Annotated in this window: 22 protein-coding genes; 15 read left to right on the top strand and 7 right to left on the bottom strand. The window is 51.7% G+C overall.

The genetic code is table 11. The features are described 5' to 3' along the window. Nucleotides 1–58 precede the first annotated feature (58 nt). Together M467_RS31100 and M467_RS31105 are read left to right on the top strand one after the other, a co-directional pair. A complete protein-coding gene (locus tag M467_RS31100; RefSeq protein ID WP_034797492.1) occupies nucleotides 59–694 on the top strand; it encodes a YitT family protein in 636 nt (211 codons plus the stop codon). Nucleotides 695–774: 80 nt separating this feature from the next. Beyond that, nucleotides 775–1,497, top strand: a complete 723-nt coding sequence (locus M467_RS31105; RefSeq protein ID WP_021068152.1) for a YwiC-like family protein — start codon at nucleotides 775–777, stop codon at nucleotides 1,495–1,497. Between the two features lie 20 nt (nucleotides 1,498–1,517). On the opposite strand, the gene M467_RS31110 is transcribed toward M467_RS31105, so the two are convergent. The 3 genes from M467_RS31110 to M467_RS31120 form a co-directional block, all read right to left on the bottom strand. Next, nucleotides 1,518–2,462 carry a DUF4003 family protein gene (locus M467_RS31110; RefSeq protein WP_021068153.1) on the bottom strand — a complete coding sequence of 315 codons (945 nt, stop codon included), beginning with the start codon at nucleotides 2,460–2,462 and terminating at the stop codon, nucleotides 1,518–1,520. Between the two features lie 90 nt (nucleotides 2,463–2,552). Then, complete coding sequence (locus M467_RS31115; RefSeq protein WP_016509669.1) at nucleotides 2,553–2,984, bottom strand: type III secretion system chaperone family protein; 432 nt, start codon at nucleotides 2,982–2,984, stop codon at nucleotides 2,553–2,555. Nucleotides 2,985–3,050: 66 nt separating this feature from the next. Then, entirely contained in the window at nucleotides 3,051–3,317 is a 267-nt protein-coding gene (locus M467_RS31120) for a metal-sensitive transcriptional regulator (protein WP_021068154.1), read from the bottom strand. A 286-nt stretch (nucleotides 3,318–3,603) separates the two neighbouring features. Between M467_RS31120 and M467_RS31125 the strand changes: the two genes are divergently transcribed. From M467_RS31125 to M467_RS31145, 5 genes are all read left to right on the top strand, one after another. After that, nucleotides 3,604–3,909, top strand: a complete 306-nt coding sequence (locus M467_RS31125; protein WP_021068155.1) for a rhodanese-like domain-containing protein — start codon at nucleotides 3,604–3,606, stop codon at nucleotides 3,907–3,909. Beyond that, a complete protein-coding gene (locus M467_RS31130; protein ID WP_021068156.1) occupies nucleotides 3,906–6,374 on the top strand; it encodes a CoA-disulfide reductase in 2,469 nt (822 codons plus the stop codon). Before M467_RS31125 ends, M467_RS31130 begins: the two co-directional genes overlap by 4 nt. 181 nt (nucleotides 6,375–6,555) lie before the next feature. Beyond that, nucleotides 6,556–7,998, top strand: coding sequence for an alanine/glycine:cation symporter family protein (locus M467_RS31135; protein WP_021068157.1), 1,443 nt, complete (start codon nucleotides 6,556–6,558; stop codon nucleotides 7,996–7,998). A gap of 81 nt (nucleotides 7,999–8,079) precedes the next feature. Next, a complete protein-coding gene (locus M467_RS31140; RefSeq protein WP_021068158.1) occupies nucleotides 8,080–8,538 on the top strand; it encodes a DUF1877 family protein in 459 nt (152 codons plus the stop codon). Between the two features lie 65 nt (nucleotides 8,539–8,603). Continuing rightward, a complete protein-coding gene (locus M467_RS31145; protein WP_021068159.1) occupies nucleotides 8,604–9,056 on the top strand; it encodes a hypothetical protein in 453 nt (150 codons plus the stop codon). 44 nt (nucleotides 9,057–9,100) lie between these two features. Here the strand turns inward: M467_RS31145 and M467_RS31150 are convergent, their stop codons facing one another. Continuing rightward, nucleotides 9,101–10,123, bottom strand: a complete 1,023-nt coding sequence (locus tag M467_RS31150) for a metal ABC transporter solute-binding protein, Zn/Mn family (RefSeq protein WP_021068160.1) — start codon at nucleotides 10,121–10,123, stop codon at nucleotides 9,101–9,103. Nucleotides 10,124–10,296: 173 nt separating this feature from the next. On the opposite strand from M467_RS31150, the gene M467_RS31155 reads away from it, so the two are divergent. The 3 genes from M467_RS31155 to M467_RS31165 all read left to right on the top strand — a co-directional run bounded on the left by M467_RS31155 (nucleotide 10,297) and on the right by M467_RS31165 (nucleotide 12,385). Next, nucleotides 10,297–11,232: an alpha/beta hydrolase gene (locus M467_RS31155; RefSeq protein WP_021068161.1), complete on the top strand. Its 936-nt coding sequence runs from the start codon at nucleotides 10,297–10,299 to the stop codon at nucleotides 11,230–11,232. A 66-nt stretch (nucleotides 11,233–11,298) separates the two neighbouring features. Next, nucleotides 11,299–11,898, top strand: coding sequence for a histidine phosphatase family protein (locus M467_RS31160; RefSeq protein ID WP_021068162.1), 600 nt, complete (start codon nucleotides 11,299–11,301; stop codon nucleotides 11,896–11,898). Between the two features lie 10 nt (nucleotides 11,899–11,908). Further along, entirely contained in the window at nucleotides 11,909–12,385 is a 477-nt protein-coding gene (locus M467_RS31165) for a DUF456 domain-containing protein (protein ID WP_021068163.1), read from the top strand. Nucleotides 12,386–12,459: 74 nt separating this feature from the next. Here M467_RS31165 and M467_RS31170 read toward each other — a convergent pair whose 3' ends face one another. Further along, nucleotides 12,460–12,933 carry a YwpF family protein gene (locus tag M467_RS31170; protein ID WP_021068164.1) on the bottom strand — a complete coding sequence of 158 codons (474 nt, stop codon included), beginning with the start codon at nucleotides 12,931–12,933 and terminating at the stop codon, nucleotides 12,460–12,462. A 113-nt stretch (nucleotides 12,934–13,046) separates the two neighbouring features. On the opposite strand from M467_RS31170, the gene M467_RS31175 reads away from it, so the two are divergent. Next, nucleotides 13,047–13,349 carry a hypothetical protein gene (locus M467_RS31175; RefSeq protein ID WP_021068165.1) on the top strand — a complete coding sequence of 101 codons (303 nt, stop codon included), beginning with the start codon at nucleotides 13,047–13,049 and terminating at the stop codon, nucleotides 13,347–13,349. A 39-nt stretch (nucleotides 13,350–13,388) separates the two neighbouring features. Here M467_RS31175 and M467_RS31180 read toward each other — a convergent pair whose 3' ends face one another. Continuing rightward, nucleotides 13,389–14,834, bottom strand: coding sequence for a nicotinate phosphoribosyltransferase (locus M467_RS31180; protein WP_021068166.1), 1,446 nt, complete (start codon nucleotides 14,832–14,834; stop codon nucleotides 13,389–13,391). A 22-nt stretch (nucleotides 14,835–14,856) separates the two neighbouring features. Beyond that, on the bottom strand, nucleotides 14,857–15,390 hold the full coding sequence (locus M467_RS31185; protein WP_021068167.1) for a cysteine hydrolase family protein: 534 nt from the start codon (nucleotides 15,388–15,390) through the stop codon (nucleotides 14,857–14,859). Nucleotides 15,391–15,532: 142 nt separating this feature from the next. On the opposite strand from M467_RS31185, the gene M467_RS31190 reads away from it, so the two are divergent. The 4 genes from M467_RS31190 (at nucleotide 15,533) to argC (ending at nucleotide 17,807) form a co-directional block, all read left to right on the top strand. Next, complete coding sequence (locus M467_RS31190) at nucleotides 15,533–15,808, top strand: 4a-hydroxytetrahydrobiopterin dehydratase (RefSeq protein ID WP_021068168.1); 276 nt, start codon at nucleotides 15,533–15,535, stop codon at nucleotides 15,806–15,808. Next, nucleotides 15,801–16,283 carry a hypothetical protein gene (locus tag M467_RS31195; protein ID WP_235045196.1) on the top strand — a complete coding sequence of 161 codons (483 nt, stop codon included), beginning with the start codon at nucleotides 15,801–15,803 and terminating at the stop codon, nucleotides 16,281–16,283. The genes M467_RS31190 and M467_RS31195 overlap by 8 nt, the downstream gene beginning before the upstream one ends. A 33-nt stretch (nucleotides 16,284–16,316) precedes the next feature. Beyond that, on the top strand, nucleotides 16,317–16,634 hold the full coding sequence (locus tag M467_RS31200; protein WP_021068170.1) for a hypothetical protein: 318 nt from the start codon (nucleotides 16,317–16,319) through the stop codon (nucleotides 16,632–16,634). Nucleotides 16,635–16,781: 147 nt separating this feature from the next. Then, the gene (argC, locus tag M467_RS31205; RefSeq protein WP_021068171.1) at nucleotides 16,782–17,807 is read left to right on the top strand and encodes an N-acetyl-gamma-glutamyl-phosphate reductase; all 1,026 of its coding nucleotides are present in this window, start codon (nucleotides 16,782–16,784) and stop codon (nucleotides 17,805–17,807) included. Nucleotides 17,808–17,812: the final 5 nt, after the last annotated feature.

Below are 17,812 nucleotides of genomic sequence, written 5' to 3' on the forward strand. Positions count from 1 at the left end.
GAACCGCGGCTACGACTGAGGATCCTCCTCTCCGTTGAAAACGGGGAGGACAATCGGAATGAAACGAGTTGCTACCATAGTGCTCGGAACGCTGATCATGGCGTTCGGTTATTATTATTTGAATGAACAGTTTGGTTTGGCAGAAGGGGGCTTCGTCGGGCTAGCATTGCTCGGCCGCTATTTATTTGATATCGATCCGGCGATCTCGATGATCGTACTCGATATCCCCTTCTTTTTAATCGCCCTTTGGTGGAAAGGCTGGCGCTTCGTCGGGCAAGCCGTGCTTGCCGCGGCGTCACTGTCGCTCAGCTACGCCATGTGGGATCGGTTGGATTTACTCACGTTCGATATTCAAGTGTGGCCGGCGACGTTGTTCGCCGCCATCGCGAGCGGGATTGTGACTGGTTACGGTCTCGGTCTCGTCTTGAAATCGGGCGGGGCGACCGGGGGCGACGATTTATTCGCACTCGGCCTATCAAAATGGACCGGCGTATCGGTCGGGACGATTCTCATCATATTTGATGTCATCGTTTTGGCGATCTCGCTCATCTATTTGCCATTGTCGAATGCGCTTTATACGCTTCTCGCGGTCTCGATTGCAGGTCGTGTCGTCACGAAGATGTTGACGGACGATGTGGTCGAAATCACCGTGCCAAGTGTGACCAAACTAAAAACAAAAAACGATCTCGCGTGAGATCGTTTTTTGTTTTGTAAAATTTATCACAGTTTTACAGTCATCTTTCTTCTACACTACACATAGAAGGAGGGAGTCACATGAAATGGATGATTCCAAAACAGCACGGCGCGTGGTCGATGCTAATCTTACCGTTCTTACTCGGCGGCATTGTCGGAGGGTGGACGCTCGCGCACATCCCGTTCGCCATCGCCTGGTTGTTCGTTTATATGGGTACATTTTTCTTGTTCCAATACATTAAGCAACGGAAGAAGTCACAAGAGCTGTTGCGCACGGTCGTGACGTATTTGACGATTGCGATTGTAGCCGCCATCCCGGTATTTTTGTCCGAGTGGCGTCTTGTCTGGTTTGTCCTTGCTATGATTCCATTCGGTCTCACCAACGCCTACTTCGCCAAAATTAAGGATGAGCGCAACGTCTGGAACGACGTCAGCGCCGTCACCTCATTTTGCATCGGCGGGATGGCGAGCTATTATCTCGGGTCACATGCTTTGGACGGGACGATAGTGTGGATGTTCGCTTTGCCGTACTTATATTTCCTCGGAAGTATCTTTTTCGTCAAAACGATGATTCGGGAGAAGAAGAGCTTGTTTTATCGGAACGTATCATGGGGATATCACTTTTTGCTCGTCGCCATCTTCATCGCGTTTGGCTATCCGGTCTTGGCACTCGCTTACGTGCCGAGTCTCGTCCGGGCGGTCGCATTCTACGGCAAAAAGATCCCCATCATGAAGATCGGGATCGTCGAAATCGCCAACTCGGTGTTCGTGCTCGGTTGTCTCAGTTGGTATTTATTTAGTTGAGAAGGGGAAACCCTTCTTTTTTAGTCGCTCGAAGATGTGCTCGAAATGATAGCCACGGTCGCCGCTGCCGTGGCCGCCTGTTGCATGGCGAGCAGATGGGCGAACGTCCCGTGCAACAGTAAATCGCTCGCATCTTCCTTGATGTTGTTTGCCGCGACGAGTTGCAGGGCGACCGTCAACGCGTGGGTGTGGAACCAGCGATGCTTTTCCTTCTCAGCGTTCGTAATGTCGATCAGGTCGCGCTCGTCGTTGTCGTTCGGAGCCGCGACGATGGCCAAGAGGGCGAGCGCTGGCAGATGCTCATTTTTGACGGCGATTGCTTGTCCTTGGAGCCGCGCGCGCCACTCGAGCAGGCGGTTGATGACCTCGTCTGAAGGCAAGTCGCTAAAAGCAAGCAGATGGGAGACGAGTTGGAGCTCGTTTGAGCGGGGCAACTCGGCTTTCAACGCTTCGTAATACGTCTCAATCCGTTGACTCAACGTATCGTGGTCATCGAACGCTTGAACGAGGACGAGGGCAGACAGAAGGTCTTCTTCGCTCGTCAGCCAAGGATGGTTTCGTTTGAACGTTTGATAGAGTGCGCTCGCCTCGTCAAGCCGGCGCTCGGGCTCATCGACGTTAATCAGTTGGCTCGCGATGAAGGGACGCAACATACTGAAGCGGAAGTGTTTCCGGTCGAGCAACGTATCGAGCCGGAGTGCCTCGTCGATGGCCGGTTCGATGTCTTCATACTTGGCATCGAGAAACGACAGCCAGACGAAATTATTGCTGCCGCGAAACTTGGAGAAGGCTTTCGTTTTCCGTTTGACGGCCGCTTGAGCCTGCTCGAACCGCGTTTCATCGAACGGGGTGTCGTGTATGGCATAATTGATGGCCATCAAGCGTCGGAAATCATCGGTGAACCACTTTGTCGCTCCTCTGATTGCCTCGAGCGCTTCGAGGTAATGCGTATAGCGTGTCATCATCAGCAATTCCTCCTTTTTCTCCTTATACGTGCCCAATCGAAAGAATGATTCAAAAAAAGCCGCCCTGGATTCGTCCGGGGCGGCTGCTTGTTATTGGACTTGCGTATACAACTTCTGCATATACTCGTTCACTTCATCGGCCGCTTGGAACATCATGAATGAATGTTGCAAGATGATCTCTGGCGAGAAGCCGAGGTCGAGGTCGAGCGTCGAGGCGAGCGTGACATCACGGTCGCTGTCGAGCACGCAGCGGAAGTATTTGAACTCTTGGTTGAACTCGTTCAAGGCGTTCAGAATCGGTAGGTCTTCGACGTAATCCGGTACGTGTGTGACCGTCGCGGCATACAGTTCCGCATCTGTCGTCTTTTTATTGAAGGCGATAATCATAACGGGCTGAGCCCCGGATTTAGTCGTTTCACGCGTCAAAAATGTGACATGCGTTTCAGTTTCGCTCTCTTTGAACGTCATATTGCGTTCAGCGACGAGCGCTTTAAATGATTCTACTTTTTCTTCGAAGTTCACAAACAAGTCCCCCTTAAAAGTCGTTACTCTAACTTTCGCCCATTTGCGGAGGGAAAGCAAGGGGAACTAGCGTTTCATCAACATTTTGATGGCTTCTTCGACGGTTTCTGACGTATCTTCGCCATCTTGTTGGGCGGTGATGATGCACTGCTCCAAGTTCTTCGCGACGATGATGGTCGAGGCGCGGTCAAGCGCTGATCGAGCCGCACTCAACTGTGTCACGACGTCACGGCACTCTTTCCCTTCTTCCATCATGCGGATGATGGCCCGGATTTGTCCTTCGACCCGTTTCATCCGGTTCAACACTTTTGCATCGTATTGATACTGTTCCATTAGATTCACCTCTATATTCAAATCGTTCAGTAACCCAACTATTTATTGTGTAGTCTCATCTTAATACGTGGGGGAGTATGTGTCGAGCAACAACGTTTGATGTGAAAATTTTTCAAACGTTTACCGATTCGACAAACAAATCCCTTGCAATCAAATACCACAGGGGGTATATTAATGACGTGGAAGCGATATGTTCAACGAATCACAAACTTTCGTCGAACGCCCGCTACCAAGCTGACGAATAAATAAGTGAAATATTATAGATCAAAAGGATGGGTAAACAAACATGAAAGCATCTGCCTTGAAACGTCAAATGGATTTTGAAGTACCAGTCAACATCGTCGACGTTCGTGAACGTGACGAGTTCCAAGAAGCGCACATTGCTGGCGCGACAAATTATCCGCTCTCCGAAATGTCGGAATGGATTGAGACGCTCAATCCTGAAGAAGAGTACATCGTCCTTTGTCGCTCAGGTGCTCGCAGCACGCAGGCGACTTGGCAAATGGAAGCGAAAGGTTATAAAGTGGTCAATATAGAAGATGGCTTGATGAGCTGGCCAGGTGAAGTCGTCAAAGGAGGAAATGCGCAATGAGTAAAAAAATCGTAATCGTCGGTGGGGTCGCCGGTGGTGCTTCGGCAGCCGCCCGCCTTCGTCGCTTAAATGAAGAGAATCATATCGTCATGTTCGATCGGGGCGAGTATATCTCGTTCGCGAACTGTGGTCTTCCCTATTACATCGGTGACGTGATTCAAGACCGTCAAAAATTGCTCGTTCAAACCGTCGAAGGGATGAACAAGCGTTTCCAACTCGACATCCGTAACTTGACGGAAGTGACGAAAATCAACCGTGCCGAGAAGACGGTGTCGGTGAAAAACGTCAAGACAGGTGAGACGTACGATGAGTCATATGATGTGCTCGTCTTGTCACCAGGGGCGAAACCGATTCGTCCGAACATCCCTGGGATTGAAGAAGCAGAAGACATCTTCACGCTCCGTAACATCCCAGATACGGATAAAATCCGTAGCTACGTCGATGATAAAGCGCCAAAACACGCGACGGTCATCGGTGGCGGCTTCATTGGAATCGAAATGGCTGAAAACTTACGGGAGCGTGGCGTCGACGTCACGCTCGTCGAGATGGCCGATCAAGTCATGACACCGCTCGACCGCGAGATGGTCTCACCGGTTCACGAGCACATGCGCCTTCACGGCGTCGATCTTCAGCTTTCTGACGGTGTCGACTCGTTCTCTGAGAAAGGGAAACGTGTCCACTTGAAGAGCGGTCGCGTCATCGAGACCGATATGGTCGTCTTATCAATCGGTGTCGTGCCCGAATCGTCGATTGCAACGGAAGCAGGTCTTGAGACAGGTATTCGTGGCGCCATCCGCGTCAACGAGAAGATGCTCACGTCAGACCCGAACATCTACGCGATTGGTGACGCCGTCGAAGTGCTCGATTATATCTTTAAAGAGCCGACGGTTGTTCCACTTGCATGGCCGGCCAACCGCCAAGGTCGTCTTGTCGCCGATATCATCAACGGTCGTGACGTTAAATACAACGGAACGATGGGGACTGGGATTGCCAAAGTATTCGATATGACCGTCGCCTCGACAGGTTGGAACGAGAAGCGTTTGACAGCGGCCGGTAAAGAGTTCGAAGCCGTCCACGTGCACCCGGGTTCACATGCGGGTTATTACCCAGGATCGACACCCGTATCACTCAAACTCTTGTTCCATCCGACGACAGGTGAAATCTACGGCGCGCAAGGCGTGGGGATGAACGGCGTCGATAAACGGATCGATGTGATTGCGACAGCGATGAAAGGTGGCTTGACGGTCCTTGACCTTCCAGACCTTGAACTCAGCTACGCACCACCGTTCAGCTCAGCGAAAGATCCGGTCAACATGATCGGTTACGTCGCGTCGAACGTCGTCCTCGGCGATAACGAAGTCGTGCACTGGAACGAGATTGACGAGTTGGTCCAAAACGGCGCGACATTGCTCGACGTCCGTGACGAGTCAGAACATGAACTTGGCAAAATTCCTGGTTCAATCAACGTTCCGCTCAACTCGCTACGCGATCACTTGGACAACTACAGCAAAGACGAAACGATTTATGTGACATGCCAAGTCGGACTTCGCGGATATCTCGCATCCCGCATCTTGCGTCAAAACGGATTCAAGGTTAAAAACTTGAGCGGTGGCTACAAGACGTGGTCACAAGTAAAACGCGATTTCGATGCCATCGAGGCAGACGCATCGGCAGCAAATGAGACTGCCGCAACAGCAACGGAGGAGGCACCACCAGTAATGATGAATGAACCAATCGGGGAACCGATTTTCCTAGATACGTGCGGTCTGCAATGCCCGGGACCAATCTTAGAAGTCAATAAAAAAGTAGCCGAACTCGGCGAAGGCGAGACGCTCCGCGTCCTCGCAAGTGATCCTGGCTTCTTTGCGGACATCGAAGCATGGGCGAAGAAAACGGGCAACAAGCTCGTCTCGAAACAATTTGTGAACGGTCGCGTCGAAGCCGTCCTTCAAAAAGGCCAAGGCCCTGCAGCCGTCCAAGCGGGCGCACCGGCAGGCGACGGCGCATCGATGGTCGTGTTCAGTGGAGACCTCGACCGTGCACTCGCATCGTTCATCATCGCGCAAGGTGCAGCGGCAATGGGTAAAGACGTCACGATGTTCTTCACGTTCTGGGGACTCAACGTCATCCGTAAACCAGATGCACCAGAAGTGAAAAAGCAAGGCCTCGAGAAGATGTTCGGCATGATGATGCCATCTCATGCAGGTGAGCTTCCGCTCTCGAACATGAACTTCGGTGGCGTTGGTCAGAAGATGATGAAGAAAGTGATGAGCGACAAAAATGTCCCGTCACTCGATCAAATGATTAAATCGGCTCAAGAGGCAGGCGTCAAAATGGTCGCTTGTACGATGTCGATGGACGTCATGGGAATTAAAGAAGAAGAGTTAATCGACGGCATCGATCTCGGTGGTGTGGCAGCATACCTCGGGGCAGCCGAAGGTGGTAACTTGAACCTCTTTATCTAATCAAATGAGATAATCTAGTCGACCGGTCACGTGACCGGTCGCTTTTTTGTTGTTCGACACCGAAAATGAAAATTGTCGAAAAAGATTGCATTTTTTTAACGTTTTTCCTATAATTCTACTCATGTAAAGAAAGTTGACATAACTTTTTCTTATAACTTACACATACACGGAGGATTTAAAGATGGAGAAATTCGTAGAAGATCTCGTTACAAACGCCAACGACCTGCTCTGGTCGTCAGTGCTAATCGTTGTCCTTGTCGCCTTAGGTTTGTATTTCACCGTTCGCATGGGGTTCGTCCAGTTCCGGATGTTGCCTGAAATGTTCCGCCTCTTGTTCAAAGACGGCATGAAGCGTGAAAAAGGCCAAGTCTCGTCATTCCAAGCGTTCGCCATCGGGACGGCTGCACGCGTCGGGACCGGGAACATTGCCGGTGTCGCGACTGCCATCGCGCTCGGAGGCCCGGGAGCCGTCTTTTGGATGTGGCTGATCGCGCTCATCGGATCGGCTTCGGCATTCGTCGAAAGTACGCTCGCGCAAGTATATAAAATTCGCGACGGTCGCACATGGCGCGGTGGTCCGGCTTACTATATGGAACGTGCGCTCGGTCAGCGCTGGCTCGGGATTTTATTCGCCATCTTGATCACGTTCTCGTTCGGCTTCGCCTTCAACTCGGTTCAATCGAACACGATTTCGTTGTCAGTCAGCAACCAGTTCGGGATTAGCACGACGACAGTCGGTCTCGTCTTGGCTGTCGTGACAGCCATCGTCATCTTCGGCGGGATTCAATCAATCGCCGTGCTCTCGAGTATCATCGTGCCGATTATGGCTGGCGGTTACATCTTGCTCGCCGGGTGGGTCATGATTTCGAACGCCTCATTGTTGCCGGAAGTCTTCGGCTTGATTTTCTCAGAAGGAATCTTTGGACTTCAACAATTGTTCGGTGGTGCCATCGGAGCGATGGTGCTCCAAGGAATCCGACGCGGTCTCTTCTCGAACGAAGCGGGGATGGGTTCAGCCCCGAACGCAGCGGCGACTGCTGAAGTATCGCATCCGGTCAAACAAGGATTGATTCAATCGTTCAGCGTCTTCGTCGACACGCTTCTCGTCTGTACGTCGACAGCGATGATTATCCTGTTGTCAGGTGTCGCTGGTTCAGAGTCGTTCGCAGGTGTCGAATTGACACAAGCAGCGCTCACAGCAGAGATTGGTCCGATGGCGACATCGTTCCTCACGATCGCGATTTTCTTATTCGCGTTCAGCTCGATTCTTGGAAACTACTACTATGGTGAGACGAACATCCAGTTCATCTCGGATAAAAAGATTTACGTCACACTCTACCGCATCGGTGTCGTCGGCATGGTCCTCTTTGGAGCCGTCCGTTCGGCCGGTCTCGTCTGGTCAATCGCGGACGTGTTCATGGGTCTCATGGCACTCGTCAACTTGTATGCGATTTTCCGTCTCGCAAAAGTTGCCCGTCTCGTCCTCGACGATTACTTGGAGCAACGCCGTCAAGGTGAAGATCCGGTCTTCTACGCCGATTCGATTGAAGATCTGCCAGGTCGCGAGTACATCGAAGCTTGGGAATCAGAAGAAGAAGTCAAAACAGGCACGATCCGTTCATAAACGACAAACCGTCTACGAAAGCGCGTAGACGGTTTTTTTGCGCCCGAAAGATGGGTAAACTGAAGAAAAGGGGGGCGTTCAATGATGGAGACGACACACTATATACGCATTTCCCCGGAAGTATGGGTCTCGTTCGGCCAAGACCCGGAAATGATTTTAGATTGGCTGCTGCACGTGCACAGTCAACAACGTGACACGTATGAGACGTTGACGCTCCCTAGGATTGAACGCTTCCAAAAGATTCTCGGACAAATCGAGATTTATATCGATGGGGATGACACGTATAACTTAGAGATGGCCGTCATCGGGGAAGAGTTGATCGTCAATGAGAAGCAGGCGGTCGTTGTCGGGATTTTGACGCCGCAGCTCCTCCATATCGTCAAAGATGCGATGAACGCGTTCACGAAAGAGGATGTGGCCGATATGGCGTTCGTCGACCATGACGGGTTCGATGACGTTTGGCTCAAATGGACGCTGTTGAAACGATTCTGTGAAGAGGCGAGTGAGCGGGATGAGCTCGTGTTGATTTACTATGAATGAACAGGCTATGAAAACATCTTGAAAATTGGTAAACTATTACAAATGGTTTATCAAGGAGTGGACCTATGCTTGATTTCTTTGCCCAAATGACGTTTGTCATCGGTATCTTAAGCCCAATCTTCGCGTATCGGGCAGATCAGAAAAATGTAGGTCGAATCAATCTCGTCACCGTGTTTGCATTTTTGATTATATGGTTTTACGTCATCTCGACGGGTCCAGCCTATAATCATCCGATTTCGATGCTCTTCTACGCTTTGATTGTAGTGAACTGTGGCTTCGCCATAGGGAATAGTGTGCTCTTCCTACGCGAACGCAATCCATTGCTGAGTTTGAAGAAGCTGCTCGCGACGCTTCTCTGTTTGACGGTGCTCTGTTTCGTGTTCATTGAACTGATGTACCCGACGAACGTGATGAGCGATACGCTTCTTCAAACAGTGATGCTGACGGTGCCGATTTTCGTATGCGGCGTCATTTGGGCGAGGCTTCGACAAATCGACCGGGAACCAGAACACACATAAACAGCTCGACGCCAACGCGCCGAGCTGTTTTTTTTTTGAGACTCTTATTTCAATGCCGTCTCAAGCGCTTTGACGTTCTCGCGCATGAGGTCGAAGTAAGTCTTATCCATTTGCTCTTTCGTGACCGATTCCAAGTTGTAAATCGTCACCGTCTCCGCACCGATCTCGTTTTGAACGACCTGGGCGACTTTTGGTGTCACCGTGTCTTCGAAAGCGATGTGCGTCAAGTCGTGGAGTTGCGCCTCTTCGATGACGCGCTTCAACGCTTGTTGCGACGGTTCTTCTGAAGGTGTGAGACCCGTGATCGGGAGTTGGTCAAAGCCGTAGCGCTCCGCCAAGTAGCCGTAAGCCGCATGTGTCACGAGCAACTCAGACTTCGAGCCGCCATCGACTGCTGCTTGTAGTTCGCCATCTAACGTCGTAGCTTCTTCTTTGAAGGCGCTTAAACGATCCGCGAACTCATCTTTATAGTCCGGTGCCTGTTCGCTGAAGGCTGCTTCGACAGCTTCCGCCATCGAGACGGCATTCATTGGGTCGAGCCAGACGTGTGGGTCGTATTGGCCGTGGTTATGCCCGTCATCTTCGCTATGCCCGGCTTCTTCCTCGGCATGAGCGTCTTCCTCATGTCCGTGCTCGTCTTCACTATGCTCGTCTTCACTATGCTCATCCTCGCCATGGACGTGGACCGTGTCTTCTGCCGAAAGGAGCGTGGCATCTTCGGCCGTTTTCACGAACGTGACGTTCTCATTGGCCAAGCTCTTTTCCATCGACTCGACATATGGCTCGAGATCATGGCCGACCGTCAAGAACAAGTCCGCCTCGGCGATATCGGTCATCTGTTTCGAGGTCGGCTCGTACGTATGAGGATCAGCGCCAGGCGGGATGACCATCTCGACGCGGACACGGTCGCCTCCAATTTCCTCGGCGAACGATTTCAAGGCGAACGTTGACGCATAGACGGTCAACTGGTCACTCGTTTCCTCCGTCGCACCGCTCTCTTGATTACTGGCACATCCACCTAATAAAAGTGTGCCGGCAGCGGCAACACCCAATAACTTCTTATTCATGAACTCTTCCACCTGTCCTCTCTATGTGAATCCTTTAAATCGTAACCGTTACGTTCTGTGACTGCGAGTTATATTATAGGTGGCGAATCCGTGCACGTCAAGTCCGACTTCAGATGGATGGTTTTTCGAGAAAAAGGGAATATGATTAAAAAAAGAACGAGGAGTGGATGTATATGAGAAAGGAGACCGCCTGGTTCGTTGGTGGGGCGGCACTCGCGGCCGCCACGGCAGCTGGAGCCAGCGTATGGAACCAGTATGGATCGCTCGTGCGTTGGCAAGAGCCCGAGTTACCGGTGCGTCCTTCGACCCGGAAACGCCGGACGCACACGTACAAGATTGTCGACGACCGTCCGCTCCAGTTTGACGTGTATTATCCACCAGGGGATGGACCGTTCCCGGTCGCGGTGTATGCCCATGGGGGAGCTTTCGTGCGCGGGAATCGAGGAATGGTGACGTTGTTCCATCCGTTGCTCGACCATTTTCTCGCCAAAGGATTCGCGGTCATCAGCATCGACTATCGGTTGTTCGAGGACGGGGTCTATTTCCCGGACAACATCATCGACGTCTCCGATGCGCTTTGTTATCTGAAACAGCATGACGGTCTGCTCAACTTGGACATCAACCGGTTAATCGTCTGGGGCGACTCGGCGGGTGCGGCCCTCGTTTTAGCGACGGCGCTCGATCGAAGCAAACAGTTCACCGGTGAACTAGGTGATGACGTCCCGCCGATCAAAGGGGTCATCGCCCTCTATCCTCCGACGAATTTCTTGTTGTTCAAGTTCATCCAGACGTGGCTCGCGCATTTGAAATTTTATGAGGGGAGCCGGGAGGCGTGGCGCGAGCTGATGGTGAAGTGTTCCCCGGTCACACATCTTTACGATGATGCGCCGCCGATACTCCTCTTGCACGGAAAGAAAGATCCGATCGTCCCGTTCGGACAGGCGCTCCATTTCGTGGAACATGCGAGCGAAGTCGGTGCGAACGTGCAACTGATTTCCTTCCCGAACGGCACACATTCGTTAGCGAGCTTTCTCCAATCCGACAACCCGATCAAAGAAACGCAACTCATGGCCCGAATCGATCGTTTCATCGATGACGCGATGATGTGACGTTGCGCTTTTTCGCAAAGATGGTACGATGGGGTAGGATTTAGGAATCAAAAAGGAGTGACTCGCGTGACAGAACTTTGCTTGGTCCGACATGGTCAGACCGATTGGAACTTTCAAGAAATCATTCAAGGACGGGAAGACATCCCGCTCAACGCACTCGGACATCGGCAGGCCGAAGAGAGTGCGGCCTTTTTAAGTCAAGAATCATGGGACGTCATTGTGGCGAGCCCGTTGTCGCGGGCCGTCGATACGGCACGTTACATCGCGGAGGCGTGCGGCATCGACGAATCACATATCATTCAAGACGAACGTTTCATCGAGCGTGAATTCGGGGCCGCGTCGGGGAAACCGGTGCCGGGCATCTATGAAGCCGTCCAAGCCGATGACCAAGACCGTGTACCCGGTCTCGAGTCAGAAGACGAGATGCGCGTTCGCGTCTTGAACGGTATGCACGATCTCGTTGAGACGCATGCCGGCAAACGTGTCATCGTCGTCTGTCATTCACATGCGATTAAAGCCGCGCTATCGGCGATTGACGACACGTATACGTTCCGTCATGCCATGCGCAACGCCTGCTCGAACTATATCGAACATCAAGACGGTCAGTTCGTGGTCAAGGCGGTCAATGTCGCCGACCATATTACGAATGTGATCGTCGCAAAGTGAGGAGAAACTCATGACGACATTGCTCTGGATTTTCATCATCGCATCATTTATTGTCGCGTTCGCGGGATTGATTTATCCGGTCATCCCGAGCGTCTTGTTCTTATTCATCGGTTATGTGATTTACGGCTTCGGCTTCTCGTTCGAGCCGCTCACATGGACATTTTGGCTCTGGCAGATTTTGTTCTTGATCTTCCTGTTCGTGGTCGACTATATCGTCACCCGGGCTACGGTCGATAAACGGGGCGGTTCTGAACGGGCGAAATGGGGAGCGACGATCGGTTTGATTGCAGGACCGTTCATTTTCCCGCTCGTCGGGGTGCTCATCTTCCCGTTCATCTTCGCGTTTTTAGCGGAACTCACGCTCGGGAAGTCGACGCGTGAAGCGTGGAGTATCGGTGTCGGGACCGTACTCGCTTTCCTCGGCAGCACGGTGCTCAAAGTTGTGGGGATGACGATGATGGTCATCTTGTTTTTCATCTACATTTGAGGCGAAGAAATTTCTTCGCCTTTTTGGGTTGAGTTATTTATAAAAACGGGGAAAGAAAAACAAGACCGTTCGACTTATTCGAACGATCCTGTCTTGACGAGCTGTGTGAAGGCGGAACGGCTGAACGACTGCTGCTGTTCGACTTGTTTTTCGAAGAAGGACGGTTTGAGTTCGGCGTTCGCCACGCCTTCGGAAATCAACGAATCGAGTACTTGCTTGGTCGGGTCTTGTTTCGGCATCAGCATGAGCCCTTCCGCGACGAACGTGTGGTGGTCGCTGAGCGACCGTTCGCTCGTGAACGTCAGCGCGAGGGCGGCCGGGCGGTTCGCCGGTGACGTGATGACGGCTTCGGCAAGGAGCAGGATTCGCTTATTCAAATAGTGATGAAGCGTGACGGCAAATTCGGTCGGAACGAGCATCTCGAGGAGCCATTCGTTGTCATGCTCTTTCGAGATAATCAACCCATCGAGTAGTTCGACAGGGAGGTTCAACTCGTTACCATACTCGTCTTGGACGAGGCGAACTTGGACTAGGCGGAACGTTTTCATCGTATCGATCCCTTCCACATTTTCTTTAATCCATCTTAACATAGTCTGGTTCGAAGATTGTGTTACGATAGCGGGGAAGCGACGTAAAAAATAGAGGACAAGGAGGCATCAAGATGAGTTGGGTTGTTGGCATAATCGGGTATATCGCGATTCTAGCAATCGGTTATTATGGTGTCCTTTTCTTCAAAGTAAAGCAGGAGCGGAGTCGGGCCGGATATCGAATCTTTCTCTTGCTCGCGGGATTGTTTTTCGTGAGCGGGAGTGATTATATCATCGCGTTGTTCCAAGGGGATACGGAAGCGACGTTTTGGCAACGGACCGTTTACTTCATATTGATTTTGATCTCTCTTTCAATCGCACTTTACTTTCGGAGAAAAGAAGATAAAATCCATGCGAATGAGATGACGACGGCATAAAACAAGAGGCTACGGAAAAAAATCCGCAGCCTCTTGTTTTTATTTTGGAATTCGTGTTTGACGAATCATTTCGAGTTTCAAGTCCCAGAGCGGTTTGCTGAAGGTGACCGAATATACTTCCGGCAAGCGGAGGCGTTTATACTCTTCCCATAAACCGTTCATTTGCTCATGATGATACGCGCGAATGTCTGTCGCGTTCGGTAAGTCATAGACGCGTTCGCCGTCTTGGAAAATCGGGACGAGCAAACGTTTGACACTAAAGTTGCGTGTCTTGATGCGGAACGCTGGGTCACGCACGTCAATCAAGTCGATTTCGTTATACGTCTCGACCGGCTCGTCAGCTAGGGCGATATAATCCCCTTTGAATTTCCCGGTCTCGTTATCGATGATGCGATACAATTCTTTCTTGTGTGGTGTCGTCGTCTTCACTTTCGAAGACGAGACTTTGATGACCGGCTTCAGCTTCCCGTCGGCACCTTCGCGGGCGACGAGCTTGTACACCATGCCGAGCGCGGGTTGTTCGTAGGCCGTGATGCCGCGCGTCCCGACGAGGAATGTGTCGGCTTCAGCGCCCTGCATCCGCAAGTCTTGAATGACGTACTCATCAAGATCGCCCGAGACGACGATTTTGACGTAGTCGAGTCCGGCCGCATTCAATGCTTTTCGGGCCCGTTTCGATAAGTAGGCCAAGTCACCCGAGTCAAGTCGGACGGACTTCAAGCGATAACCTTTCGCCTCGAGTTCCTTGGCGACCGTGATCGCGTTCGGAAGACCGGACTTGAGCGTATCGTACGTGTCAATCAACAGGCTCGTGTTGTCTGGATACATCTCGGCGAACGAGCGGAACGCCTCAAGCTCCTCATCATGGAACTGGATGTCGGCGTGTTCCATCGTTCCGCCGGTAGGGACATCGAAATCGCGTCCGGCCGAAACCAAACTCGTGACGTCGAAACCGGCGATATAGGCGGCCCGAGTCCCGTAATACGCAGCATCGACGCCTTGGGCGCGGCGGGCGCCGCCTTCAAGTAGCGTCTCATTCGGCGCGGCTTGACGGATGCGCGCGTATTTCGTTGCGATGAGTGACTCATGGTTGGCGATGTTCAAGAGCGCCGTCTGGAACAGCTTCGCCTCAAAAATTGTCGATTCGATGCGGACGACTTGTTCATTCGGGAAGATGACTTCTCCTTCACGGACGCTATAGAGCGAGCCGGTGAACTTGAAGTTGCGGAGTACGTCCGCAAACTCGTCCTCGAAGTCGAGTTGTTGTTTCAAGTAACGGATGTCCTCTTCCGTGAACGAGACGTTCTCTAAGTAGTGGACGATGTTTTGCAGGCCGGCGAAGACGACATATCCTCCGCTGAACGGGTTCGAGCGATAATAGAGGTCGAACACGACTCGTTCGTTGTGACGGCCTTGTTTCCAATAGATATACATCCAACGTGGGAGGTATAGGTCGGTGTGAAGCGCTAAGTTGCGATGTAACATAATCGTTCCTTTCTGTTTTACGTCACTTCCCGGTCACAGTGGCCCCGAGTGTCGTGACAAAATGTTCGAGCGCCCAATCGTGGCCGACTGGGTTGAAGCTTTGGACGGCGTCGGCGTGGACGACGATTGTATAGCCGAGGTTGTACGCGTCGACTGCCGTATGGAGCACACAAATATCCGTGCATACACCGACGAGATGGATTTCCGTGATGGCCCGTTCGCGTAAACGCAAATCAAGGTCGGTCCCGGCGAAGGCACTGTAGCGTGTCTTATCGATCCAATGGTCGGCCCGCGCTGCTGCCGCTTTGACGGTTCCATACAGTTCACGGCCTTCCGTGCCGCGGATGTTGTGGGGCGGGAAGAGCGTCGTCTCAGGATGATACGTGTCGCCGGCGTCGTGGACATCGTTCGCGATGACGACATAATCCTCGTCCGCAAACTCCTCGATTAACTGGACGATTCGTTCTTCTATGTCTTGCCCTGGTTTTCCACAAGTCAAACGACCCGTATCTGCGATAAAATCAAACGTGTAGTCGATCACAATCAATGCTCGCATGGCGAGATCTCCTCTCTCATGTGAAGAATAGTTGGCTATCCTTTTTATTCTAAATCATTTTGCGTAAAGCGAAAAAGATTATTTTTGATTGCGGTCGGGTACTAGGTGTAAGAAGAACTGTTTGCGAAAGGGGAATCAGCACATGCTGCTGTCATCAACCGAACTGTCAGAGCAACTGTCCCGCTTAAACGGCTGGGACGTTGTCGAAGGGGAATTGCAAAAGACGTATCGTCTCGAGACGTTTCCAGAGGCGATTCAATTCGTCCATCTCGTCGCCGATTTGGCGGAGTCGCTCGATCACCATCCGAACATCTTAATCGAGTATCGGAACGTCACGTTGACCGTGTCGACGCATGACGAAGGTGGAATCACGGAGAAAGACATCATGCTCGCGAAAGGTTGTGAGGAGCTTGTCTAAGCTATTCATGACATTTGCCTCAGGTACGGTCGCTGAACGATTGCGTCAACAACCGGGTGTGCTCGTCGCAAACGGGACGGAAACGATTTTACTCGCCGAAGGGGACAAGTCTCCGTTCCAGAGCGGAAAGACGTTTCAAATCGAAGAAGCAGAAGGACAATTCGCCCCGAAAGGGAATATTGTCTATGCGAACATTCCGGTCGATTCGAACGCCCGGTCGCTCTTGTTCCATCGTTTGTTGAAAGACAAATCACGTCTTGGGTCTGGCCATAGCGGTTTTGCCGCCTATCGGCTCGGTGTCGACCCAGAAGACAACCACGGGGTTGTTTTCATCCAATTCACCGAAGGCGGGAATCGTTTTCGTGATTCGACCGACTACATCTTGTTCCAAGAATGGCTGAAAGAAGCCGTCGAACAAAAAGGAGCAGGTCCGATCATAAAACACTATGTCGTCGATGCAACAGATGACCTATAATAAACATAACGTCACGTTAGGGGAGGATTTTTTATGAACAAGAACTATTTCTGGTTAGGTATGGCCGCAGGTGCCGTCATCGGAGCCGGGGCATCGCTTCTCCACAGAGAGACGCGCGAGCAACAAGTTAGCCAGCTCAAGCATATGAAATCACGACTCAAGTCACACGATACGTCTACACAAGCTCATTCGGTCGGCCTTCAAGCCTCTTCGAAAGCGAGTTTGAAAGATCGCGTCATGGATTTGAAGGCGCTCTACGAAGAGAACCAAGATACGATTCAAAATCTCGTCGAGGACGTGAAAGACTTGGTCGATGCGCTTCAAGACGCTCGTCATAAAAATCAAATCTAAGTCATCTCCACGGTCCGGTGCTGTTGCACCGGGCCGTTTTTTCATGTTCTGGAAAGACTCTCTTTGTTTATTTTGTATAAAAATACAATTGACAGTATAAATATACGTATGTTTTAATCAATTTATTCTTTTAAGGAGGTTCGGCAGATGATCACTTGTGGAATCGTCGGCGTCACGGGGTACGCCGGGATGGAGCTATTGAAGCTCATCGGGAAACATCCCGAATTCACGCTCGTCCGGGCGATGAGCGATTCGAGCACCGGGTTGACGCTCGCGCAACTGTATCCGTGGTTAGAGATTGAGGATTTGACGCTCGAGCCGTTCCGGGTGGACGCATTGGACGACATCGACGTCATCTTTTTAGCAACGCCAAGCGGAGTGTCGGCGCATTACGTGACGCAGTTGACGGAATATGAAGGGGTCGTCATCGATTTGAGTGGAGACTTACGTCTGCCGGCATCGAGCTACGAGACGTGGTATGGCAAACCGGCCGTACCGGCATCGCTTCAAGCACAGGCGGTATATGGATTGACGGAATGGAATCGAGACGCTGTAAGGTCGGCCAATTGGATTGCCAATCCCGGGTGTTACGCCACGGCGGTCGCGCTCGGCTTATTGCCGTTCGTGAACGGAGGCTGGATCGACCCGAACGAAATCATCGTCTCGGCCTGCTCCGGAATTACGGGAGCCGGGAAGGGACTCAGCGCCAAGACGCACCACGCCCGCTCCAACGAAAACGTGCAACTGTATAAAATCCATACGCATCAACACATCCCGGAGATTGAACAGACGCTTTATGCAGTGAGCGGGACGCAAGCGACCGTGTCACTCTCGACACACCTGTTGCCCATCAATCGAGGCATCATGGCGACGATGAGCGTCGTCCCGACGCTTGAGCAGAGCGAAGCGGATTGGGTGGACGCATTGCGACAGGCTTACGCGGATGAACCATTTATCCGGGTGCAACAAGGCGAACCGGAGATTCGAACTGCCGTCGGGTCGAACTACTGCGACTTGTGGGTGTATCTCGACCAACGAACGAATCGACTGACCATCATCTCGGTCATCGACAATATGCAAAAAGGTGCGGCCGGACAAGCGATTCAAAACGCCAATGTCCGCTTTGGATTAAACGAAACAGCCGGGTTGAATGAACAACCCCAGTACATATAAGGAGG

This window comes from Exiguobacterium chiriqhucha RW-2, from assembly GCF_000416965.1.
Classification (GTDB): Bacteria; Bacillota; Bacilli; order Exiguobacteriales; family Exiguobacteriaceae; genus Exiguobacterium; species Exiguobacterium chiriqhucha.

Bases quoted from the DNA above. Each gene is read 5' to 3' on its own strand.
- M467_RS31100 (WP_034797492.1), top strand. From the start codon at position 59: ATGAAACGAGTTGCTACCATAGTGCTCGGAACGCTGATCATGGCGTTC.
- M467_RS31105 (WP_021068152.1), top strand. From the start codon at position 775: ATGAAATGGATGATTCCAAAACAGCACGGCGCGTGGTCGATGCTAATC.
- M467_RS31110 (WP_021068153.1), bottom strand. From the start codon at position 2,462: ATGATGACACGCTATACGCATTACCTCGAAGCGCTCGAGGCAATCAGA.
- M467_RS31120 (WP_021068154.1), bottom strand. From the start codon at position 3,317: ATGGAACAGTATCAATACGATGCAAAAGTGTTGAACCGGATGAAACGG.
- M467_RS31125 (WP_021068155.1), top strand. From the start codon at position 3,604: ATGAAAGCATCTGCCTTGAAACGTCAAATGGATTTTGAAGTACCAGTC.
- M467_RS31130 (WP_021068156.1), top strand. From the start codon at position 3,906: ATGAGTAAAAAAATCGTAATCGTCGGTGGGGTCGCCGGTGGTGCTTCG.
- M467_RS31135 (WP_021068157.1), top strand. From the start codon at position 6,556: ATGGAGAAATTCGTAGAAGATCTCGTTACAAACGCCAACGACCTGCTC.
- M467_RS31140 (WP_021068158.1), top strand. From the start codon at position 8,080: ATGATGGAGACGACACACTATATACGCATTTCCCCGGAAGTATGGGTC.
- M467_RS31145 (WP_021068159.1), top strand. From the start codon at position 8,604: ATGCTTGATTTCTTTGCCCAAATGACGTTTGTCATCGGTATCTTAAGC.
- M467_RS31150 (WP_021068160.1), bottom strand. From the start codon at position 10,123: ATGAATAAGAAGTTATTGGGTGTTGCCGCTGCCGGCACACTTTTATTA.
- M467_RS31155 (WP_021068161.1), top strand. From the start codon at position 10,297: ATGAGAAAGGAGACCGCCTGGTTCGTTGGTGGGGCGGCACTCGCGGCC.
- M467_RS31165 (WP_021068163.1), top strand. From the start codon at position 11,909: ATGACGACATTGCTCTGGATTTTCATCATCGCATCATTTATTGTCGCG.
- M467_RS31170 (WP_021068164.1), bottom strand. From the start codon at position 12,933: ATGAAAACGTTCCGCCTAGTCCAAGTTCGCCTCGTCCAAGACGAGTAT.
- M467_RS31175 (WP_021068165.1), top strand. From the start codon at position 13,047: ATGAGTTGGGTTGTTGGCATAATCGGGTATATCGCGATTCTAGCAATC.
- M467_RS31180 (WP_021068166.1), bottom strand. From the start codon at position 14,834: ATGTTACATCGCAACTTAGCGCTTCACACCGACCTATACCTCCCACGT.
- M467_RS31185 (WP_021068167.1), bottom strand. From the start codon at position 15,390: ATGCGAGCATTGATTGTGATCGACTACACGTTTGATTTTATCGCAGAT.
- M467_RS31190 (WP_021068168.1), top strand. From the start codon at position 15,533: ATGCTGCTGTCATCAACCGAACTGTCAGAGCAACTGTCCCGCTTAAAC.
- M467_RS31200 (WP_021068170.1), top strand. From the start codon at position 16,317: ATGAACAAGAACTATTTCTGGTTAGGTATGGCCGCAGGTGCCGTCATC.
- argC (WP_021068171.1), top strand. From the start codon at position 16,782: ATGATCACTTGTGGAATCGTCGGCGTCACGGGGTACGCCGGGATGGAG.